The 20,791-nt window shown below is 62.7% G+C and carries 17 protein-coding genes, 1 tRNA gene and 1 pseudogene; 12 read left to right on the top strand and 7 right to left on the bottom strand.

What is annotated here, in order from left to right:
• Positions 1–81 (top strand): annotated as a pseudogene (locus tag EN914_RS02825) (BolA family transcriptional regulator); the annotation flags it as partial.
• Positions 82–96: 15 nt separating this feature from the next.
• Here EN914_RS02825 and EN914_RS02820 read toward each other — a convergent pair.
• A complete protein-coding gene (locus tag EN914_RS02820) occupies positions 97–1,650 on the bottom strand; it encodes an acetolactate synthase large subunit (protein WP_024503739.1) in 1,554 nt (517 codons plus the stop codon).
• Positions 1,651–1,728: 78 nt separating this feature from the next.
• Positions 1,729–2,526, bottom strand: a complete 798-nt coding sequence (locus EN914_RS02815) for an alpha/beta hydrolase (RefSeq protein WP_245265338.1) — start codon at positions 2,524–2,526, stop codon at positions 1,729–1,731.
• Between the two features lie 242 nt (positions 2,527–2,768).
• On the opposite strand from EN914_RS02815, the gene EN914_RS02810 reads away from it, so the two are divergent.
• Genes EN914_RS02810 through EN914_RS02800 form a run of 3 tightly spaced genes read left to right on the top strand, consistent with a single transcriptional unit; the run spans position 2,769 to position 7,596 of the window.
• Positions 2,769–4,718 (top strand): PrkA family serine protein kinase, encoded by a 1,950-nt coding sequence (locus tag EN914_RS02810; protein ID WP_013529362.1) that lies wholly within the window; start codon positions 2,769–2,771, stop codon positions 4,716–4,718.
• A gap of 17 nt (positions 4,719–4,735) precedes the next feature.
• The gene (locus tag EN914_RS02805; RefSeq protein WP_024503738.1) at positions 4,736–6,046 is read left to right on the top strand and encodes a YeaH/YhbH family protein; all 1,311 of its coding nucleotides are present in this window, start codon (positions 4,736–4,738) and stop codon (positions 6,044–6,046) included.
• Positions 6,047–6,054: 8 nt separating this feature from the next.
• Positions 6,055–7,596, top strand: coding sequence for a SpoVR family protein (locus EN914_RS02800; RefSeq protein ID WP_024503737.1), 1,542 nt, complete (start codon positions 6,055–6,057; stop codon positions 7,594–7,596).
• Positions 7,597–7,620: 24 nt separating this feature from the next.
• On the opposite strand, the gene EN914_RS02795 is transcribed toward EN914_RS02800, so the two are convergent.
• Genes EN914_RS02795 through EN914_RS02785 form a run of 3 tightly spaced genes read right to left on the bottom strand, consistent with a single transcriptional unit; the run spans position 7,621 to position 10,255 of the window.
• A complete protein-coding gene (locus EN914_RS02795) occupies positions 7,621–8,514 on the bottom strand; it encodes an HlyC/CorC family transporter (RefSeq protein WP_013529359.1) in 894 nt (297 codons plus the stop codon).
• The gene (aroB, locus tag EN914_RS02790; protein ID WP_024503736.1) at positions 8,511–9,647 is read right to left on the bottom strand and encodes a 3-dehydroquinate synthase; all 1,137 of its coding nucleotides are present in this window, start codon (positions 9,645–9,647) and stop codon (positions 8,511–8,513) included. The genes EN914_RS02795 and aroB overlap by 4 nt, the downstream gene beginning before the upstream one ends.
• Positions 9,644–10,255 (bottom strand): shikimate kinase, encoded by a 612-nt coding sequence (locus EN914_RS02785; protein ID WP_024503735.1) that lies wholly within the window; start codon positions 10,253–10,255, stop codon positions 9,644–9,646. Before EN914_RS02785 ends, aroB begins: the two co-directional genes overlap by 4 nt.
• A gap of 210 nt (positions 10,256–10,465) precedes the next feature.
• On the opposite strand from EN914_RS02785, the gene EN914_RS02780 reads away from it, so the two are divergent.
• The 5 genes from EN914_RS02780 to EN914_RS02760 all read left to right on the top strand — a co-directional run bounded on the left by EN914_RS02780 (position 10,466) and on the right by EN914_RS02760 (position 14,347).
• On the top strand, positions 10,466–10,618 hold the full coding sequence (locus tag EN914_RS02780) for a hypothetical protein (protein WP_013529356.1): 153 nt from the start codon (positions 10,466–10,468) through the stop codon (positions 10,616–10,618).
• Positions 10,619–11,536: a site-specific tyrosine recombinase XerD gene (locus EN914_RS02775; protein WP_013529355.1), complete on the top strand. Its 918-nt coding sequence runs from the start codon at positions 10,619–10,621 to the stop codon at positions 11,534–11,536.
• 99 nt (positions 11,537–11,635) lie between these two features.
• On the top strand, positions 11,636–12,586 hold the full coding sequence (locus tag EN914_RS02770) for an acetyl-CoA carboxylase carboxyltransferase subunit alpha (RefSeq protein WP_024503734.1): 951 nt from the start codon (positions 11,636–11,638) through the stop codon (positions 12,584–12,586).
• A 217-nt stretch (positions 12,587–12,803) separates the two neighbouring features.
• A complete protein-coding gene (locus EN914_RS02765; RefSeq protein WP_024503733.1) occupies positions 12,804–14,102 on the top strand; it encodes a murein L,D-transpeptidase family protein in 1,299 nt (432 codons plus the stop codon).
• Positions 14,103–14,110: 8 nt separating this feature from the next.
• Positions 14,111–14,347, top strand: a complete 237-nt coding sequence (locus EN914_RS02760) for a sulfurtransferase TusA family protein (protein WP_024503732.1) — start codon at positions 14,111–14,113, stop codon at positions 14,345–14,347.
• Between the two features lie 10 nt (positions 14,348–14,357).
• On the opposite strand, the gene EN914_RS02755 is transcribed toward EN914_RS02760, so the two are convergent.
• Positions 14,358–15,467: a GTP-binding protein gene (locus EN914_RS02755; protein ID WP_027162928.1), complete on the bottom strand. Its 1,110-nt coding sequence runs from the start codon at positions 15,465–15,467 to the stop codon at positions 14,358–14,360.
• A 3-nt stretch (positions 15,468–15,470) separates the two neighbouring features.
• On the bottom strand, positions 15,471–16,634 hold the full coding sequence (locus tag EN914_RS02750; RefSeq protein WP_013529350.1) for a D-alanyl-D-alanine carboxypeptidase family protein: 1,164 nt from the start codon (positions 16,632–16,634) through the stop codon (positions 15,471–15,473).
• A 213-nt stretch (positions 16,635–16,847) separates the two neighbouring features.
• On the opposite strand from EN914_RS02750, the gene EN914_RS02745 reads away from it, so the two are divergent.
• The 3 genes from EN914_RS02745 to EN914_RS39040 all read left to right on the top strand — a co-directional run bounded on the left by EN914_RS02745 (position 16,848) and on the right by EN914_RS39040 (position 20,629).
• Positions 16,848–18,011: a M20 aminoacylase family protein gene (locus tag EN914_RS02745; RefSeq protein WP_024503731.1), complete on the top strand. Its 1,164-nt coding sequence runs from the start codon at positions 16,848–16,850 to the stop codon at positions 18,009–18,011.
• A gap of 82 nt (positions 18,012–18,093) precedes the next feature.
• Positions 18,094–18,170: transfer RNA gene (locus EN914_RS02740), tRNA-Arg, on the top strand.
• A 473-nt stretch (positions 18,171–18,643) separates the two neighbouring features.
• Positions 18,644–20,629, top strand: a complete 1,986-nt coding sequence (locus EN914_RS39040; protein ID WP_245265337.1) for a hypothetical protein — start codon at positions 18,644–18,646, stop codon at positions 20,627–20,629.
• Positions 20,630–20,791: the final 162 nt, after the last annotated feature.

The raw sequence follows: 20,791 nt of genomic DNA, 5'->3' as shown, positions 1-20,791 counted from the left end.
CTGCTTGCCGACGAACTGAAGGCCGGCGTGCATGCGCTGGCGATCGAACCCGCGGCTCCCGGCGAAAAGACCCGCTGGTAGGTCGCTTCCCCGCGCTCAGAGCACCGCTTCGATGAGGAACGGCCCGCGCCGTGACAGCGCACTGTCCAGCAACGCGTCGAAGCGCTCGCACGTATCGGCGCGAGCCGCCTCCACGCCCATGCCTTTGGCCAGCGACACCCAGTCTAGCGAGGGATGGTCGAGGTCGAGCATGCGCCTGGCGTTCTCGCCGATGGCGCCGACGCCGACATTCTTCATCTCGCCATGCAGGATCGCATAGGTTCGGTTGGAAAACACGATCGTCACCACGTCGAGCTTTTCCCGCGCCTGCGTCCACAATCCCTGCACCGTGTACATGCCGCTGCCGTCGGCTTCGAGATTGACCACCTTGCGGTCGGGACAGGCGATTGCCGCCCCGGTCGCCATCGGGATGCCGCCACCGATCGATCCGCCCGTGCCCATCATGTAGTCGTGCGGCGCGGCAAAGGCCGACAGCGCGAAGAAACGCCTGGCCGAGGTGACCGCTTCATCGCAGACGATCGCATCGGCCGGCAGTTTGCGCGCCACCGAAAGTGCGACGGCATCTTCCGTCAGCTTGCCGTTCGGCGTTGCCTCGTCGGGAAAAGCGGCCGCCAGCACCTTGTGTTGCGACGGCTTGATGCCAAGTTCGTCGCGAAGCGCCTCCAGCGCCGCATGCAGATCGTCGCCATGGGCGGCCAATGTCAGCACCTCGCAGCCTTCCCGGACAAGCCGTCCCGGTTTTCCCGGATAGGCGAAGAAGGCAACCGGCTCCTTTGCGCCGACCAGGATCAGAACATCGACGTCGCTCAGCACAGCCATCGCCGCATCGACCGGATAGGGGATGCGGGTCGGCGCGACACGCCCGCGCCCGCGTTGCATCCGTGCGATCAGAACCTCGCCGAACAGCCGGACGTCGCTGCCCGTCGAGATCTGCCCGGCGATGGCGAGCGCATCGGCGCGCGCGGCCTTTCCGCGAACGATCATGCCGGCCCGCCCCGGAGCGGCACGGATCGCCGCGGCGATCTTGCGTACCGCGTCCATATCGACGGCCGGCGTCGGCGCCAACGTCACCTTGCCGGGCAAAACGGCGTCGACTTCGCCCCAGGCGGCATCCGCCGGCAGGATCAGGGTCGCGACGCCGGGTGGTGTCAGCGAGGCGCGAAAGGCCGCTTCAGCTGCCGGCACGACATCGGCCGGACCCTTGACGCGGCCGACCCAGTTGGACATCGGCGCCGCAAGGCTCTCGATATCGCTGGTGAGTGGGGCATCGAGCGGCAGATGGTAAGAGGCGTGGTCGCCGACGATGTTGATCATCGGGCTGAAGGCACGCCGGGCATTGTGCATGTTGGCGAGCCCATTGGCCAGGCCGGGACCGGTATGCAGCAGCGTCGCGGCCGGCCGATCGGTCATCCGCGCATAGCCATCGGCGGCACCCGTCACCACGCCTTCGAACAGCCCGAGCACGCAACGCATTTTCGGCTTGCGGTCAAGCGCTGCAACGAAGTGCATTTCGGAGGTGCCGGGATTGGCGAAGCAGACCGTCACATCATTGGCCAGAAGCACGTCACACAGGACATCGGCGCCGTTCATGCAATTCCCTCCCGCTCAAGATCGCAGAGCAGTTGCACCCGCGAGCACCTGCAGCAATGTCCTGCCGCTACTTTTGATCTAATCCAGTGCCGTAAAGATCAGCCAACCGTCGATTTCAGGAATGCCAGCGCGGCCGCGGTCAGCGCGTCGCCGTACGTATAGGCGCTGCCGTCGAACAGCGTAACCTTGGTGCCCGTCGAGCGCAGGCGCTCGGCAAAGGCCTTGGAGTCCTCGCTCCGGCCCGATGCCCCGCGAATAGGCGATGAAAGTCGGCGGGTGCTTGCGGCCATCGACATAGCTGGCCGGCGAAAGTGCCGCCCATTGCGCGGGATCGGAAAAGACGCGGGCATAGGCCCGGACCATACCGCCATTCTTGGCAAGTGCTGCAAGATCATAGGCCCTGGTGTCGTCGAGGATGAGCGCGGCTATGCCCGGCAATCCGCCGCGCATGCCGGTCAGCGCAACCAGATGGCAGCCGGCCGAATGGCCCATGCCGACGATGCGGTTGGGATCGCCGCCATGCCGGGCGATGTTGGCCCTGATGTAAGCATAGGCCTTTTCGACGTCACCAGCCTGGGTGGCGACATTGGCCTGCGGCAGCATGCGGTAATCGATGGAGACGAAGCAGAAGCCGTTGGCGAGCAGGAAGGCCGGTTTGGCGTCCACCTGACTGCGTTTGCCAAACTGCCAGGTGCCGCCATGAACGAAAAACACGACCGGCAGGCCGATTGCACCATCGGGCGCGTAGATGTCGAGCTTGGCCGGCCCGTAGTCGAAGGTTTCTGGCGTGGGCCGGCGTGTTTTCCACGCGGCCGACGCTTCCAACGGCAGCATCGCCGCCATGGAGGCCATGATCAGGCTTCGTCGATCGATCATCATTGTCTCCTGGCAAGGCAAGACTGCACGCGGCCGCCCCAGCCGTCCAGTCAGGGGTTCGCAACACACCCGCTACCCGCGCTGAATACGGCTCCGCAACGAGCGCTTTGGTCTCGCGGAGTAGCCTCAATCCTTAAGATCGCGGCCACCTCTTCACATGAAGGGAACAAACGGTGCCCCCCGGCAGTTGAATGCGAGACGAGCCGAATGGAAGCCACAGCGGCTCCGAGGGCAAAAGCATCATGCGAGAGAACCAGTCTGACGTCTTCGATCTCTTTTCGGAAATTTACACCAACGCGGCGCAGGAAGAGATCAGCATCCAGCAATATCTCCTTGCCTGCCGCGAGGACAAGTCGATGTATGCCTCGGCGCCTGAACGGATGGTCGAGGCGATCGGCGAGCCGAACCTGGTCGACACCAGCAAGGATGAGCGGCTCGGCCGCATTTTCTCCAACCGGACCCTGAAAGTGTACCCCTCCTTCGCCGATTTCTACGGCATGGAGGATACAATCGAGCGCATCGCCGGCTATTTTCGCTATGCGTCCCAGGGGCTCGAGGAGCGCAAGCAAATCCTCTATTTGCTCGGCCCGGTGGGCGGCGGCAAATCCTCCCTTGCCGAGCGGCTGAAGAAGTTGATGGAACAGCGTCCGATCTACACGCTGAAGGTCGGCAACCAGGTCAGCCCGGTTTTCGAATCGCCGCTTGGCCTTTTCCATCCCGATCGCATGGGCGACCTGCTGGAGGATAAATACGGCATTGCACGGCGCCGCTTGAACGGGCTCATTTCGCCATGGGCGGCCAAGCGGCTCGACGAACTTTCCGGCGACATTTCCAAGTTCAGCGTCGTCAAGCTGATGCCGTCGCGACTGCGCCAGATCGGCATCGCCAAGACCGAGCCCGGCGACGAGAACAATCAGGACGTTTCGGCCCTGGTCGGCAAGGTCGACATCCGGCAATTGGAAAACTTCAGCCAATCCGATCCGGACGCCTATTCCTATAGTGGCGGACTGAACCGGACCACCCAGGGCCTGCTTGAATTCGTCGAAATGTTCAAGGCGCCTATCAAGGTCCTGCATCCGCTGCTGACCGCCACCCAGGAAGGCAGCTACAACGGCACCGAAAATTTCGGCGCCTTTCCCTACCAGGGGATCATCGTGGCCCATTCCAACGAGTCGGAATGGCTGCAGTTCAAGAACAACAAGAACAATGAGGCTTTTCTCGATCGCATCCTTGTCGTCAAGGTGCCGTATTGCCTGCGGATAACCGAAGAGCGGCAGATCTACGAGAAACTGCTGCGGGAGAGCGAGTTGGCCGCCAGTCCCTGCGCTCCAGAGGTGCTGGACATCCTCAGCCGGTTTACCGTCTCGACCCGCTTGGCCGAGCACGACAATTCGCCGCTCTACACCAAGATGCGCGCCTATGATGGCGAGAACCTCAAGGAAGTCGACCCCAAGGCAAAGTCGGTTCAGGAATATCGGGACGCCGCCGGCGTAGATGAGGGCATGGCAGGCGTCAGCACGCGCTTCGCCTTCAAGATCCTGTCGCAGACCTTCAACTACGACACCGAAGAGGTGGCCGCCGACCCCGTGCATCTCATGTACATCCTGGAGGAGGCAATCAAGCGCGAACAGTTTCCGAAGGAGACGGAAGCCGCCTATCTGGAGTTCATCAAGTCCGAGCTGGCCGCGCGGTATGCCGAATTCATCGGCCATGAGATCCAGAAAGCCTATCTGGAATCCTACAGCGAGTACGGCCAGAACCTTTTCGACCGCTACATCGCCTATGCCGACGCCTGGATCGAAGACCAGGACTACAAGGATCCCGACACAGGCCAGATCCTCAACCGCGAGGTTTTGGACAACGAGCTTTCACAGGTCGAAAAACCGGCCGGCATCGCCAATCCCAAGGACTTCCGCAATGAGGTGGTGAAATTCACCCTGCGCGCCCGTGCAAGAAACCATGGCCGCAACCCGGCGTGGACAAGTTACGAAAAGCTGCGGGAAGTCATCGAAAAACGCATGTTCGGCCAGGTCGAGGACCTCCTGCCGGTGATCAGTTTCGGCTCCAAGCAGGACAGTGTCACGGAAAAGCGGCACAATGAATTCGTGCAGCGGATGGTCGAGCGCGGCTACACCGAGCGGCAGGTGCGTCGCCTTGTGGACTGGTACATGCGGGTGAACAGGGCGGGTTAGAGAACCCGGATGGTTCCATGCCGATCTTCATCGACCGCCGCCTGAACCCGAAAGACAAAAGCCTCGGCAATCGCCAGCGCTTCCTGCGACGCGCGCGCGAGGAATTGAAACGCAGCATACGCGATCAGATCCGCACCGGCAGGATCGCCGACGCGGATTCCGAGCATGCCGTGCGCATGCCCGAAAGAGGCACAAGCGAGCCGAGCTTCAACAACGCCCGCGACAGCGGCAGGCGCCAGCACATCTTGCCGGGCAACAGGCATTTCTCCGCTGGAGACCTGATCCCCAAGCCCGGCGGGGGCGGCGGGGGAGCATCGTCGCCGGGAAACAAGGCATCTGAAGACGACTTTCGTTTCGTGCTGTCGCGCGAGGAAGTGCTCGATCTTTTCTTCGAGGATCTCGAGCTCCCGGACATGGTCAAGCTCAACCTCAAGGAGATCCTTGCCTTCAAGCCGCGCAGAGCCGGCTTCGCCGCCACAGGTTCGCCGACCAACATCAATGTTGGCCGCACGATGCGCAACAGCCACGGCCGCCGCATTGCGCTGAGGCGCCCCAAGCAGGTCGAACTGGATGCGATCCTCGAGGAAATCGCCTCGCTCGAGTCGACGCCATCCAGCGCCGACGCGCGCCAGCGTATTGCGGCATTGCGCGAAGAACTCGACCGGCTGGAACGCCGCCGCCGCCGGATTGCCTATGTCGATCCGGTCGACATCCGCTTCAACCGCTTCGATTCCCGGCCGGTGCCGAACGCCAATGCCGTCATGTTCTGTCTTATGGACGTGTCCGGGTCCATGGGCGAGCGCGAGAAGGATCTGGCCAAGCGCTTCTTCGTCTTGCTGCACCTGTTCTTGAAACGGCGCTACGACCGCATCGAGATTGTCTTCATCCGCCACACGCACCTGGCTCAGGAGGTCGACGAGGAAACATTTTTCTACAACACCCAAAGCGGCGGCACCGTCGTTTCCACCGCGCTGGAGGAAATGCACCGTATTATCACCAGCCGCTACCCGGCCCATGACTGGAACATCTATGCCGCCCAGGCCTCGGACGGCGACAATTTCGCCGGCGATTCGGAGCGATGCATTTCGCTGCTCAATGGCGAGCTCATGCGGCTGTGCCAGTATTTTGCGTATGTCGAGATCATCGACGAGCGTGAAGCTCATATTTTCGGCTCGACAGAAAACGGGACATCGCTGTGGCGTGCCTACAACTCCATCGACCAGAAATGGCCGAACTTCCAGATGAGCCGCATCGCCACACCCGCCGATATCTATCCGGTTTTTCGCCAGCTCTTTGGCAGGCAGCCGGCCGCCCTCAAGAGGGCATGAGGTTCCCGATGGCCAGACAAGCGAGCAAATCCAGCCTGCTTTTTTCAGGGTCCGACTGGGATTTCAAAACATTGTCGCGGGCCTATGACGCTATCGAGGCACTTGCGGTCGAAGAGCTTCATCTGGACACCTATCCCGTTCAGATGGAGATCATCTCGTCGCAGCAGATGCTCGACGCCTATTCGTCCATCGGCATGCCATTGATGTACCGTCACTGGTCTTTCGGCAAACATTTCCTCCACCAGGATCTGCTCTATCGCAAGGGCGGGCGGGGGCTTGCCTATGAACTGGTCATCAATTCCAATCCCTGCATCGTCTATCTGATGGAGGAAAACACCATGGCGCTGCAGGCCCTGGTGACGGCCCACGCAGCGCTCGGGCACAATCATTTCTTCAAGAACAATCAGCTGTTCAAACAGTGGACGGATGCGGGTGCGATCCTCAGCTACCTGGACTTCGCCAAGGGCTACATAGTCCGTTGCGAGGAGCGGCACGGCCTCGCCGCCGTCGAGGCTGTTCTCGATTCCGCCCACGCGCTGATGGATCAGGGCGTGTTTCGCTATCACCGGCCGCCGAGGTTGTCGTCGGAACGGCAACGCGAAGGAATTCGCGAGCGTCTCGAATACGAGGAGCGCTCCTACAACGACTTGTGGCGTACACTGCCGGCCTCGCAGCAAGCGGCCAACGACAAGGGCCAGGACCCAGAGTGGAAGAAATCGCTCAATCTGCCCGAGGAAAACCTGCTCTATTTCCTGGAAAAGAACAGCCCAGTCCTGGAGCCCTGGCAGCGCGAGATCATCAGGATCGTTCGTGTCATCGCGCAATATTTTTACCCGCAACGGCAGACACAGGTGATGAACGAAGGTTGTGCCACTTTCGTGCACTATACGCTGATGAACATGCTGTTCGACCGCGGCCAGATCAGCGAAGGCGCCATGCTCGAAATCCTGCGCAATCATTCCAACGTGGTCTTCCAGCCGGCCTTCGACGATCCGCGTTTTTCCGGCATCAACCCCTATGCTCTCGGCCTCGACATGATGCAGGACATTCAGCGCATCTCGACCGAACCCACGGCCGAGGACCGCGATTGGTTCCCCGACATGGCCGGCCAGGGCAACTGGCGCGAGGTCCTGCTGGACGCCTGGGCCGAGCATCGCGACGAATCCTTCATCCGCCAGTACCTCAGCCCGGCCTTGATCCGGAAATGGCGGTTTTTTGTGCTCGGCGACGCTGCCGACCAGCCGCATTGCCTGGTCGCGTCCATCCACGATGAGCGCGGCTACGCCAAGATACGCGCCGCGCTCGCCAACAGTTATGATCTCGGCGCGAACCGGCCGGACATTCAGGTGGTGGATGTCGATCTGCTCGGCGACCGCCATTTGCGGCTGCAGCACAAGGTCAATGACGGCATCCTTCTCGAGGATGCCAGCCGCGACGCCACGCTTCGTCACATCCGCAGGCTTTGGGGTTATGAAGTCAGCCTGGCGGCCATGGATGCCGAGACCGGCGCGACGATCCACGAACGCTCGACGAGCCAGATCGCGGGATGACGGCACCCGGTCTCCCGGCGCACATCAGGCGTCGCCGGCTGGCCTGATCCTCAGCCTTGCGATCCGGTTCTTGTCGCGTTTCATGACGATGAAGCGCTTGCCGTGGAACGTAAAAGCCTGCTTCTCCTCGGGGATCGATTGCGTCTCGTGGATGACGAGGCCGGCAATGGTGGTTGCCTCCTCATCCGGCAGGTTCCAGTCGAGAGCCCGGTTGAGGTCACGGATCGGCACCGTACCGTCGACGACCACGGAGCCGTCGGCCTCCTGCTTGACGCCCTGTATGTCGACATCGTGCTCGTCGGCGATCTCGCCGACGATCTCCTCGATAATGTCCTCCAGCGTCACCAGCCCTTCGACCTCGCCATATTCGTCGACGACGACGGCGAAATGCGCCTTGCGGCGAAGGAAGGCGTTGAGCTGTTCCTGCAAGGTCGTGGTGTCGGGCACGAACCAGGGTTTCGAAGCGATCTTCATCACGTCGATCCTGGAGAAATCGTTGCCGACTTCGTTCAAGGCGCGCAGCAGATCCTTTGCATGCAGCACGCCGACGATGTTGTCGAGCGAACCTTTCCACAGCGGCATGCGGGTGTGCGGGCTTTGCAAAATCTCGCGCACCACCGCTTCCGGCGCATTGTCGGCATTGACCGAGCGCATGTTGGTGCGGTGGACCATGATGTCGGAGACTTCGAGTTCGGCGAGATCGAACAGGCCGCCGACGCGGTCGCGATCCTCGCGCACCACCTGGCCGTCGCGGCGGAAATCGTCGACCGCGCCGCGCAATTCGTCCTGGCTGGAACGCTGCGGCTCGATGCGCGAAAGCTCGTACCCGAACATGGCAAGCAGGCGCGTGCGCACGGCAACGAGCAGCACGATGAGGATGGCAAGGACGGCGACAACGATCCAGCCGGGCTCGTTCATCTCCGGTCGCTTTCCTTTGGGTGGTTTTCCCTCAGAAACGACAGCACTTCCGATGCCGGAACATCCTTGGCAATGAAAGCCTGGCCGACGCCGCGCGTCAGGATGAAGGTCAGCGCGCCGCGCGACACCTTCTTGTCCTGGGTGATAAAGGCAAGCAGCGCCTCGGCGTCAGGCAGATCGCCCGGGATGTCGGCTATTCGCCAGGGCAGGCCGACGGCGCGCAGATGCGCCTCGACGCGCGCGGCATCGTCGGGGCTGGCCAGATTGAGCCGCGACGAGAACCGGTAGGCCAGCGCCATGCCGATCGCGACCCCTTCGCCATGGACGAGACGGCTTCCGTCATATTGGGTGGCGGCTTCCAGCGCGTGGCCGAATGTGTGGCCGAGATTGAGCAGCGCGCGGTCGCCGGTCTCGAACTCGTCACGCGCAACCACGTCGGCCTTGGCGCGGCAGGCTTCGGCAATCGCCTGCGCCCTCTCCGGCCCGCCGGCAAAAACCTGGACCCAATTCTTTTCCAGCCAGGCGAAAAATTCCGGCCGGTCGATGAGCCCGTATTTGGCGAGCTCGGCATAGCCGGCGCGGAATTCCCGGATCGGCAGCGTGTCGAGCACCCCTGTGTCGGCCAACACCAGTTTCGGCTGATGGAAGACGCCGACAAGGTTCTTGCCGCGTGGGCTGTTGATGCCGGTCTTGCCGCCGACCGAGGAATCGACCTGCGCCAGCAGCGAGGTCGGAATCTGCACGAAATTCATGCCGCGCCGAACGATGCCGGCGGCAAAGCCGGCAAGGTCGCCGATAACGCCGCCGCCGAAGGCGATGACGATGTCGCCGCGCTCCAGTTTCGCAGCCAGCACACCGTCGACCACCTCTTCGAGATGGGCAAAACTCTTGGTCTTCTCGCCAGGCGGCAGGGTGATCACCGCGGTCTGGATGCCACCCGTTTCGAGGCTGGCCTTCAGCGCATCGAGATGCGCTGCCGCGACATTGGCGTCGGTGACGACCGCGGCGCGTGTGCCCGGCAGCCGGCGCGCAATCTCGGCACCCGCGCGGGCCAACAACCCCGAGCCGATCAGAATGTCGTAGGTCCGGTCGCCAAGGCCTACTTCGACGACAACGGGTGCCTCGATGCTCACTGTTCCACCTCGCCCGTCGCAGCCGCCTGATCAATGCCGAAATGCCGGCACAGCGCGTCCACCACCTCGGTAGCGATGACTTCCTTGCGGTCGTCGCGGGTCGGCACTGTGACGTCCGATGTCGCGTAGACCGGATAGCGCTCGCCCATCAGCCGCTCCAGCACGGCGCGCGGGTCGGCGCTTTTCAGGAGCGGCCGGTTCTGTTTCTTGGCGACGCGATCCATCAGAAGGTCGAGTTCGGCCTTCAGCCACACCGAGACGCCCTGCGCTGCAATCGCCTCGCGCGTCTGCGCATTCATGAAGGCGCCGCCGCCGGTCGACAGCACCTGCGGCCCGTTTTCCAGCACGCGCAGGATGACGCGCTGCTCCAGCGCCCTGAATTCGGTCTCGCCGTAGCGCTCGAACAGTTCCGGAACGGTCATGCGCGAGACGCTTTCGATCTCCTGGTCGCTGTCTATGAAGGGCAGCGCCAGCATCGTCGCCACCTTGCGGCCGATCGCCGTCTTGCCGGCGCCCATCAGTCCGACGAAGACGACGGAACGGCTGCCCAGCCTGCCGAGCAACGCGGCGTGGTTCTCGTCTGGAGGATTTGCTGGCAGCGCGTTCATCGGATATTTCGAAGGCCCTCTTTGCCGGCGTATCGACATGAAAAGCCCGTTTGCGTCAAGCGTGGCAAGTGCCTTGAACCCGATATGGACCGGCAGGGTCTGCATCAGAAGTTGCTAACAGGCCCCAGCTTCTTCCTTGAATTGGCCGGATTGGCGTCCCATAAGGGGACAGGGTTTGGAAACGCAGAACAAGAAGACGGGCGAAAATTGATGCCGACACTGTTTCGCTTTGTCGTGGTAACGGCGATTCTGGCTGGCATTGCCTATGGTACGATGTTCGCACTGGTGATGTTCGTCGAGCCAAAGAAGGGGGAAATGAGCGTGCGCATCCCTCCGGAAAAGCTCAATCCCAAGAAAAGCTGAATGAACAGCGCGGCCCGCATCGAAGCCTTTCTGGAAATGATGAGCGCCGAGCGGGGCGCGGCCGAAAACACGCTTTCCTCCTACCGCCGCGACCTCGAGGACGCTTCCGGCGCGATCGATGGCGGGCTGGCCGGTGCCGCCGCCGCCGATATCCGCGCCTATCTCGACGACATTGCCGCCCGCGGCTTTGCCGCCACGTCGCAGGCGCGCAAACTGTCGGCGATCCGCCAGTTCTTCAAATTCCTCTACGCCGAAGGCCTGCGCGGCGATGACCCGACCGGCACGCTGGACAGCCCGAAAAAGGGCCGCCCGCTGCCCAAGACGATGAGCGAGGCCGACACCGGCCGGCTGATCGACCGTGCAGCAATTGAAGCCGGCGATGTCTCGTCGGGCGATGGGGACAGCCTGGCATCACTGCGCCTGCATGCGCTGGTCGAGGTGCTTTACGCCACCGGCCTGCGCGTTTCCGAGCTGGTCGGCTTGCCGGTGACGGTGGCGCAACGCGACGACCGCTTCTTCATGGTGCGCGGCAAGGGCGACAAGGAGCGCATGGTGCCGCTCTCCGCCAAGGCACGCGCGGCGATGAAGACCTGGCTTGCCGCCCGCGCCAAGGTGCCAGCCTTCGCCGACAGTCCGTTCCTGTTTCCGGCCGCCTCGGACAGCGGCTATCTCTCGCGCCAGGTCTTCGCGCGTGACCTGAAAGGGCTGGCGGCAAGGGCCGGCATTGCCTCGGCGAAGATCTCGCCGCACGTGCTGCGCCATGCTTTCGCCAGCCATCTCCTGCAGAACGGCGCCGATCTGCGGGCCGTGCAGCAATTGCTTGGCCATGCCGACATATCGACGACACAGATTTACACCCATGTGCTGGAAGAGCGGCTGGTGCGGCTGGTCAACGATCATCATCCGCTTGCCGACTAGGCCTCATATCGCTATGTGAGGACGACATTTCACCGCCCGGAGCCTTGGATTCAAGGGTTCCGTCAGCCACTGCCTTCCGACGTATCGGTCCGCTCACGCATGTATAATTACCTCGATTTCGAAAAGCCGGTGCAGGACCTCGAGGGCAAGATCCTCGAGCTGAAGAAGCTTGCCGAGAATGGCGAGGCGGTCGATGTCGGCGACGAGATCAACCGTCTCGAGAAGCGCTCCCGCGACGCATTGCGCGATGCCTACAAGGCGCTGACGCCTTGGCAGAAGGTGCAGGTGGCGCGCCATCCCGACAGGCCGCATTGCGTCGACTACATCAAGGGCCTGTTCACCGATTTCACGCCGCTGGCCGGCGACCGCAATTTCGGTGAGGACCAGGCGATCGTCGGCGGTTTCGCCCGTTTCCGCGGCGAACCCATTGCCATCATCGGCCAGGAAAAAGGTTCCGACACAGCCAGCCGCCTGAAGCACAATTTCGGCTCGGTTCGGCCGGAGGGCTACCGCAAGGCGGTACGGCTGATGGAACTGGCCGACCGCTTCAAGATCCCGCTCCTGACGCTGGTCGACACGGCCGGCGCCTATCCCGGAGTCAACGCCGAGGAGCGCGGCCAGGCGGAGGCTATCGCCCGTTCAACCTCGACCTGTCTCGGCCTGAAAGTACCGTCGATCTCGGTGGTCATCGGCGAAGGCGGTTCGGGCGGCGCCATTGCCATCGCCACCGCCAACCGCGTCTACATGCTCGAACACGCCATCTATTCGGTGATTTCGCCGGAAGGTGCCGCCTCGATCCTGTGGCGCGACACGACACGATCGAAGGACGCGGCGACCAACATGAAGATCACCGCGCAGGATCTTCTGGAACTGAAGATCATCGACGCCATCATCCCCGAGCCGCTCGGCGGTGCGCATCGCGGCGCCGAAACCGTGATCGCCGCGACCGGAGACCTCATCGCCAGGACGATGAAGGACTTCGCCGGCGCCAACACCGATTTCCGCGAACAGCGCCGCGAAAAATACCTGGCCATGGGCCGCAGTCTCTGACCACAGGCACCCTTGGCCGCAACAATGTGGCGGAGCGGAGCATTTTTGCCACAAAAATGCCGCTGCATTCGGCTCAATGAGACTGCCGCAGGGGGATGCGTCGGCACTTGCGGTAAGGAATTTATTAGGGTTAACGGGCTTAGGGTCCGTCGATGCGCAGTGTAGCAGCCGGGGCAGGAAACGTCCTGGCGCCAGAGAAAAGACGATATCTGTAGCCATGTTTGTCAAGCTTGCCCGCACCGGAATCCTGATCGCTGCCCTCGGCGTTGCCGGCTGCAACAATTCGTCGATGAAGGATTTTGCCCCGGAGGCCAACAAGCCGCTGCCCGACAAGATCCTCGCCGACATGAGGGCCAAGGGCATGGTCCGCACCTCGTCGGTGATGGCCCGCATCTTCAAGGAAGAAGGCAAGCTCGAGATCTGGAAGGCCAAGACCAACGGCCGCTATGACATGGTCGCCAGCTACGACATCTGCAAATGGTCGGGCAAGCTCGGGCCGAAATACACCGAAGGCGACCGCCAGGCGCCGGAAGGCTTCTACACGGTGCGCCCGGCGCAGATGAATCCGCGCTCGAACTACCATCTGTCCTTCAACATCGGCTATCCCAACGCCTATGACCGCGCCAATGGCCGCACCGGCTCCAATTTGATGGTGCACGGCGCCTGTTCGTCATCGGGCTGCTATTCGATGACCGATGCGCAGATCGAGCAGATCTATGCCTTCGGCCGCGATGCTTTCCAGGGCGGCCAGACCGAGTTCCAGATCCAGGCGTTTCCGTTCCGCATGACCGCCGCCAACATGGCGCGCTACCGCAACGACCCGAATTACGACTTCTGGAAGATGCTCAAGGTCGGCTACGACAATTTCGAGATCACCAAGGTGCCGCCGAAGGTCGATGTCTGCGAGAAGCGTTATGTCTTCAATCAGGTAGCCGCCGACGGTCAGACATTCGATCCGACTGGCGCCTGCCCGGCGACGACGCAGCCTGATTCGCTGAAGAGCGCCTACAATTCCTACATGAGCACCTATGACGCGGCGTTCAGCGGCGCGGTCAAGGCCAGCGTGCCGGCGCCCAAGCCGACCATCGCCGGTATCAAGGAAGCCAGCATCGTCTCCGACTGGTCCAAGCGCCGCGCACGCGGCGAACGCGTACCGATCGATCCGCCGTCGCTCAACAATGACGGCTCGGTCACCGAGACGGCACGCATGGGCCGCATCGATTCGCCCGCCGGCCGCAAGATGGCGGCTCTTGATGCCGAAAAAGCTGCCAAGCAGAAGGCCGAGGAGCAGAGGCTGGCTGCCATTGAGGCGGCCAAGCAAGCCAAGGAAGCCGCCAAGGCCCAGGCTCTGGCCGAAAAGGAGGCCGAGAAGGCCGCCAAGGAGGCCCCTGTCGCCACCGCGACCATCGCGGCTCCTTCGGAAACGGCGCCAATGGCTGAAACGCAAGCGGCGAGTGCCGACGAGAGTCGCGTGACGAAGCTGAAGAACAAGCTGCTCGGCATGTTCGGCGGTTGATATCGCCCGTGGCTGATCGCGCCGCTATTTATGACCTCAAGGGGCTGAACTGCCCCTTGCCCGTGCTCAAGGCCAAGAAGCGCCTCGCGGGGATGCAACCGGGCAGCCGGCTCTGGTTGGAGACCACCGACCCGCTCGCCGTCATCGACATTCCGGCATTCTGCTCCGAGAGCGGCCACCAGTTGATTGAAACGGCCGCGGTCTCCGGCGGCCATCGCTTCCTGGTCGAGCGCGGCGCGCCGTAATCGTTGGGGGCTACCGCCCGGCGATCGCCAGCGGATTGTTTTCCAGCGCCGCGCGGTCGGGCGTGTCAACCGACGGCCGGTCGGTGAAGGCGGCGAACAGCCTGCGGATATAATCTTCCGGCATGTCGAGCGTGATCAGCACCAGCCGCGTGCCACGCTGGCCATCCGGCCAGGACGGCAATTGCACCGGCGGATGCAGGATCTTCTGCACGCCATGGATCACCAGCGGCCGCGACGGGTCTTCCCTGAGCTCGATGACGCCCTTCATGCGCAGCAGGCGCTCGCCATGGGTCGAACGCAGCAGGTCGAGGAACATCTCGATCGCCGAAAACGGCACCGGGCCGTCATGCACCAGCGAATAGGAGCGCACGCGCTGATCGTGACGATGGCCGTGGTCATGGCCATGCTCGTGATCATGACCAGCATGATGGTGATGATCGTGCGCCGCTTCCTCGCCAAGCCAGCGCCGCACATCGGCGGATTTGGTTGCCGGGTTGTAGAGGCCGCAATCAAACAGCGCCGCCACGCCTGTCTCCGTGTCGCCGGCATCGAGCAGTTCGGCGCCCGGATTGATCTGCCGCAGGCGCGCCCGCAGCATTTCCAGCTCATTGGGGTCGGTGGCCAGATCGGCTTTGCTGAGCACGATGCGGTCGGCGACGGCAACCTGCTTTACCGCCTCGACATGGGCATCGAGCGTGGCGTTGCCGTTGACGGCATCGACCAAAGTGATGACGCCGTCGAGCCGGAAGGCCTGGATCAGCGCCGGATGCGCCATGATCGACTGCAGCACCGGCGCCGGGTCGGCAAGGCCGGTGGTTTCGACGATGACGCGGGCGAGCCGGGCAATGCGGCCGGTCTGCAGCCGGTCGACCAGGTCGGCCAGCGTATCGACCAGTTCGCCGCGCACCGTGCAGCACAGGCAGCCGTCCGACAGCTGGATGATGCCGTCGGAAGACTGCTCGACCAGCAAATGGTCGATCGCCACCTCGCCGAACTCGTTGATGATCACCGCGGTGTCGGCCAGCGCCGGATCCTTGAGCAGCCGGTTGAGCAGCGTCGTCTTGCCGGCGCCGAGGAAGCCGGTCAGCACCGAGACTGGGATCGGGAAGCCGCTGCCCATTGGCTAGTTCGCAACCTTGACCGGCTGGTCGCCCTGCGCGGCGGAGCCGGCAATCTTCGGGCCGGTGCCGGCCGGTGCCGGCCTGTCGGGCCGCCAGCTCGGGATCGGCACATCGGCAAATTCCTGCGCGCCCTGGTCGAGGATGGCCTTCGGCGCCGGACCGGTGGCGCCGCCAAGGCCGACGGCAACCAGCGTCGGCACATGGTCGAGCTTTTCCTGATAGGGTGATTTCGGCACGTTCTTGGCGGCGGCCGGCGGCGCCTCGGACTGCTCCTGCGGCGTCTTCTTCTTGCAGACCTCGTCCTGCATGTCGTTGGGTGAGACCGTGTCGCCATAGGGCGCCAGCGTGGTGACGGTGGCCGAGCCGGCGACAGGCGTGTCGAACCCCTGATCGAGCAGTTTTGCCGCCGTCTCGGCGCGGGTGACCGCCGACTTCTCGCCAAGCACAACCGCGACCAGCGTGCGCCCGTTGCGCGTCGCCGAACCGATCATGTTGAAGCCGGAGGGGCAGACAAAGCCGGTCTTCATGCCATCGGCGCCGGGATAGCGGCCGATCAAGAGATTGTAGTTGGGGATCGCCTTCTTGCCGACGGCAAGGCCCTCGATCGAGAACCACGGCACATATTGCGGAAATTCGCGGCGGATCGCCATCACCAGCACGGCGAGGTCGCGCGCCGTCGTGTACTGATCCGGCGAATAGAGCCCGTTCGGATTGACGAAATGCGTGCCGTTCATGCCGAGCCGGGTCGCCTCGGCGTTCATCCGGTCGGCAAAGGCCGCCTGCGAACCGCCGACATTTTCGCCGACAGCCATGGCAATGTCGTTGGCCGATTTGACCAGCATCATCTTCAGCGCATTGTCGAGCCGCATCACCGAGCCCGGCTTGAAGCCCATCTTGCTTGGCGGCTCGGCGGCGGAGTGTTTGGTCACCTTGATCGGCGAATCGAGCTGTACCTCGCCGGCCGCGATCGCCCGAAAGGTGACGTAAGCGGTCATCAGCTTGCTCAGCGACGCCGGATACCAGCGCTTGAACGCATCCTGATGCTGCAGGATCTTGCCGCTGCCGAGGTCGAACACGACCACCGGATTGGCCAGCGCCGGCCCGGCCACAACCGACAGCGCGATTGTGCCAGCCGAGAATAGTTTGAGGAAATGCCTGTACCGCATGATCAAATCCGAAATCGCCTCTTGCCGTAGTCGCCCCTGGCTCCGTAAGATTTCATTACGCGATCGCCAGCATATGGTCCGACCCTCAAAAACCGGACCCCATTGTTGCGGTGCTATTTACTCTATGTGACGCCAAGATGGCAAAGTGCCTGGCGATCACAATTGCAAGGCAGCGGCCAACACCCGCCGTCCCAACAGCGAGATGGAACCATCATGCCAATCCTGAACCGTGCCGCCGAAATGCAGGACGAAGTTGCCGGCTGGCGCCAGCATCTGCATCAGACGCCAGAACTGAACTTCGACGTCTTCAAGACCGCCGCCTTCGTCACCGAGAAGCTGAAGGCTTTCGGCTGTGACGATGTGGTCACCGGGCTCGGCAAGACCGGCGTGGTCGGCATCATCCGCGGCCGCCAGGGCGAAGGTCCCACCATCGGCCTGCGCGCCGACATGGACGCGCTGCCGCTCAACGAGATATCAGGAAAACCCTACGCCTCGACCATCCCCGGCAAGATGCATGCCTGCGGCCATGACGGCCACACGGCGATGCTGCTGGGTGCGGCCAAATACCTCGCCGAGACGCGCAACTTCACCGGTTCGGTGGCGGTGATCTTCCAGCCGGCCGAAGAGGGCGGCGGCGGCGGCAACGAGATGGTCAAGGATGGCATGATGGAGCGTTTCGACATCTCCAGGGTGTTCGGCATGCACAACATGCCGGGCCTGCCTGTCGGGCAGTTCGCCATTCGCCCGGGCCCGATCATGGCGGCGACCGCCGAATTCACCATCACCGTGCACGGCAAGGGCGGCCACGCGGCGATGCCGCACGGCACGATCGACCCGATCGTCATCACCAGCCAACTGGTCGGCGCCTTGCAGACGATCGCCTCGCGCAGCACCGATCCGGTCGAGGCCGTGGTGGTGTCGGTGACCAAGTTCCACGCCGGTGACGCCTACAACATCATCCCCGAAACCGCCGAAATCGCCGGCACCGTGCGCACCTTGCGAAAAGAAATCGCCAAGAAGTCCGAAGAGCGCATCCGCAGCATTTGCGACGGGCTGGCGACCGCGTTCGGGGCCAGGATCGAGGTCGACTACCAGGCGAATTATCCCGTGACCTTCAACCACGCGGAAGAGACGGTGTTTGCCGGTGACGTCGCGATGAGTGTCGCCGGCGACGCCCATGTCCACCGCGGCATCCAGCCGGTGATGGGCGGCGAGGATTTCTCCTACATGCTCGAAGCCCGCCCCGGCGCCTTCATCTTCATCGGCAATGGCGACACCGCCGGTCTGCACCACCCGGCCTACGATTTCAACGACGAGGTCATCCCGCACGGCATGAGCTACTGGGTGAAACTGGCTGAAACCGCGCTGGCCGCCTGACAGCGGCAGCGCAGGCCGGCCGAATTGCCTTCGGCCGGCCTCTTGGCGAAACGATCCGAAGCGGCTATGTGTCTGGCCGCGTGGTCCCGTAGCTCAGTAGGATAGAGCGGCAGATTCCTAATCTGTAGGTCACAGGTTCGATTCCTGTCGGGATCACCATGCTTTTCATCAGCTTAGGAAATTGACGTCGTACTTGAAACAGTACGACGAATTCTAATCTCGGCGGGAATGCATCACCGAACAAGGAACGATCAGCTTCGCTACGAAGAGCGGGCACTACAATGGCCCTTTTGTCTGGCCGAAGGCTGCCTGCAGGATCATTAGGAGCTGATGGTTGACCGTGGTGCGCTGTGACCTAGCTTAAAGTTCATGATGGACAGTCCTAAGCCCGGAAATGGCGAATTGTCCGCACCGGCGAACTCTCGCGAGGTTGCTATGCAGAGGCGCAAACCGGCGTTTCAGAGCCCTGCATGCGTCCTTGGTCGGCCATTGCCCGCTACGGAATATCAACTGCGGCGATCTATCGGCACGCGACCGGCGCCCCGCCATCCGCAACAATTCGCAAGGACCAGAAGGATCCCGAAGAAAGCGACGCTCCGAGAGCGGTAAGGCCTTGGCGAATACCAAGGCGAATGACCAGACATCGCTTTATGAACTTGGCAATACCACCAGAACGCACGGGCACGGCAATGCCAAATTATCTTGCCGAAATGTATGCAAACGACGTAAATCTGGCCATTCTGAGCGCAGTGGTGACGCTTGCATCGGTGGGCGTCTATCTTGTGCTCCGGCGTAGCCTTGCCGCGGTGCGACGGCGCCGCCTTGCAGCGTTTGACGAAGGCAAATCCGGTATTGCCGACGAGGCTTCTTGGGAATGGGAAAGCCCGGCCGGACTTGTCGCCGGGCCTGCTTCTTCCAAGGCTGCCAACCCCTTGCATGCGGTCGGCCTGAATGTTCGGGCTCAAAATACCAACTACTCTCGGTTCGGAGTGCGAATCGAACATTTCGCCGCGACATCCGAACCCAGCGGGTGCTCGTCAGTGGTCGAGACCGGTGCTCCTGCACCGAACAGAGTGCAGTCTGGCCGGCTTGCAGCATCCATCAGCGCGATCGCGGAACGTGGGAAGCGGATTTGCGGGTCGGCATGGAACCAATTGCGCCATAAGGCTTCACCGCCAAAAACTGCTCCGTTGGCCTATGCTGCGGATCGCGGTTTGAATTTCACAGCTCAGATGAGAGATCCCGACCCGGCCATGGCGCCTGCGTCAAACCCTGTCGTTCGCAGGCCGATCGTTCTTGTATCGCGCTTGGGTCTCGCCGCCATTTGTCTGGCCGCGCCGATTGGCTATGCGATGACGAGACAAATCTGGGTCGAAAGCGCTTCCGCCATCTCGCAAACCCAAGACCAGGCCCATCGAGACCTTTCGCGCCCGTTGGGATTTCAGGCGAGTGCCGAATTGCTTGGCCCGGATCTCACGGCTAACCAGGCGCAAACCGGGACGGATCGTGCTCAGGCTGCCGCTGCGAGACAATTGGCCGACCAGGAGCACCGGGCGGCGGAAGGCGAGCGTGCCAGGAGCGCCGCTCTGCAGGGAGCGCTCCTCGAGGCGAGCAAGCAGATCCACACGCTGAGGGCAAGCATGGCAGCTGCCGATGACGCGCGCGAGGAGCGGTTGCGCAATGAACTCGCGGCAGCCCGCACTCTTGACGCGATGCGGCGCATTGCGGGAGAGGTCCGCACGATGCTGAGCGAGGGCGCCAGCTATGTCCTTAAGGAGATGCCCGCTGCTCATCTCGAGCAGGAGCAAGCCCAAAGGCAGGCGCACGATTTCTCGCAAGCGCGCGTCCAAATTGAACAGCTTGAGACCGAGGCCGCCAAGGATCGCGCCACGGCCAAGGCTTCACTGGCGCAGGCGAGCGGCATACTCGACGACGAGCGCCGGAAGACGGAGCTGCTTCGTGGCGATCTCGCCGAAGCGAAACTGGCCAATGCCGCACTCATGAAGCGTACGGCTGCGGCTGAGCAGGAACAGACCGACGCGGTCACAGCGAGGCGACAAGTGGAGCGGACCGCAGCTGACACGGAGCGAACGCTCGCACGAGAACGCGCTGCAGCAGCAGCGGCCGTTGAGGAGCTGAAAGAAGCTCGCGTCGAGCGCCAGGCGGCTGAACTGGAGCGAGCCAAAGCAGTCTCAGCGAAAGAGCGTGCCGAGCAGGCCGCAACCGAGACGGCACAGGCTCTGGCACGGGAACGTACTACAGCCGTCATGAATCGTGAGGATCTCGACAGAGCACGCATCGAGCGCGAAGCCGCCGCCCAAGCTCTTTTGGTGCGTGTCGCTAAGCTTAAGGAGGCTCTGGACGAGCAACGCCAGGCCACTGTTTCTCTTGCCCGCGACTTGGCTGCGGCGCGCGGGGACAACGACAGGCTCAGGACCGAGCGCCGCAGCGCGCAGATCGAACCGCCCCTGAAGCCGCGTTCTGGCCGCGCGGCAGCCAGCCAGGTGAAGGCCGTCAGCAAGAAGATTGGCAAGGTTCGCAACCCTTCGCGGATGACCCGGGTGCGTTCGATCACACTTCCTTATTCGCTCTTGCCAAGACACGTGACACCGCAGTGATTTCCGACTGCGCGGTCGCTTCCGTGGAAGGCCATTTTTGATGCCCCGCACCCCTTCGTAACGCACCCGAGGCCTGCTGCCATTTCGGCCAAAGATGAATGGCCTCTCGAATTCACCCTGCTTCATCAGCGAGAGTGTTCTGCGCGGTGCGCTATGTCAGAC

This window comes from Mesorhizobium sp. M7A.F.Ca.CA.001.08.2.1 (genome assembly GCF_003998455.1).
In the GTDB taxonomy this organism is placed as follows: Bacteria; Pseudomonadota; Alphaproteobacteria; order Rhizobiales; family Rhizobiaceae; genus Mesorhizobium; species Mesorhizobium ciceri.
This window is presented reverse-complemented; position numbering and strand designations above follow the sequence as displayed.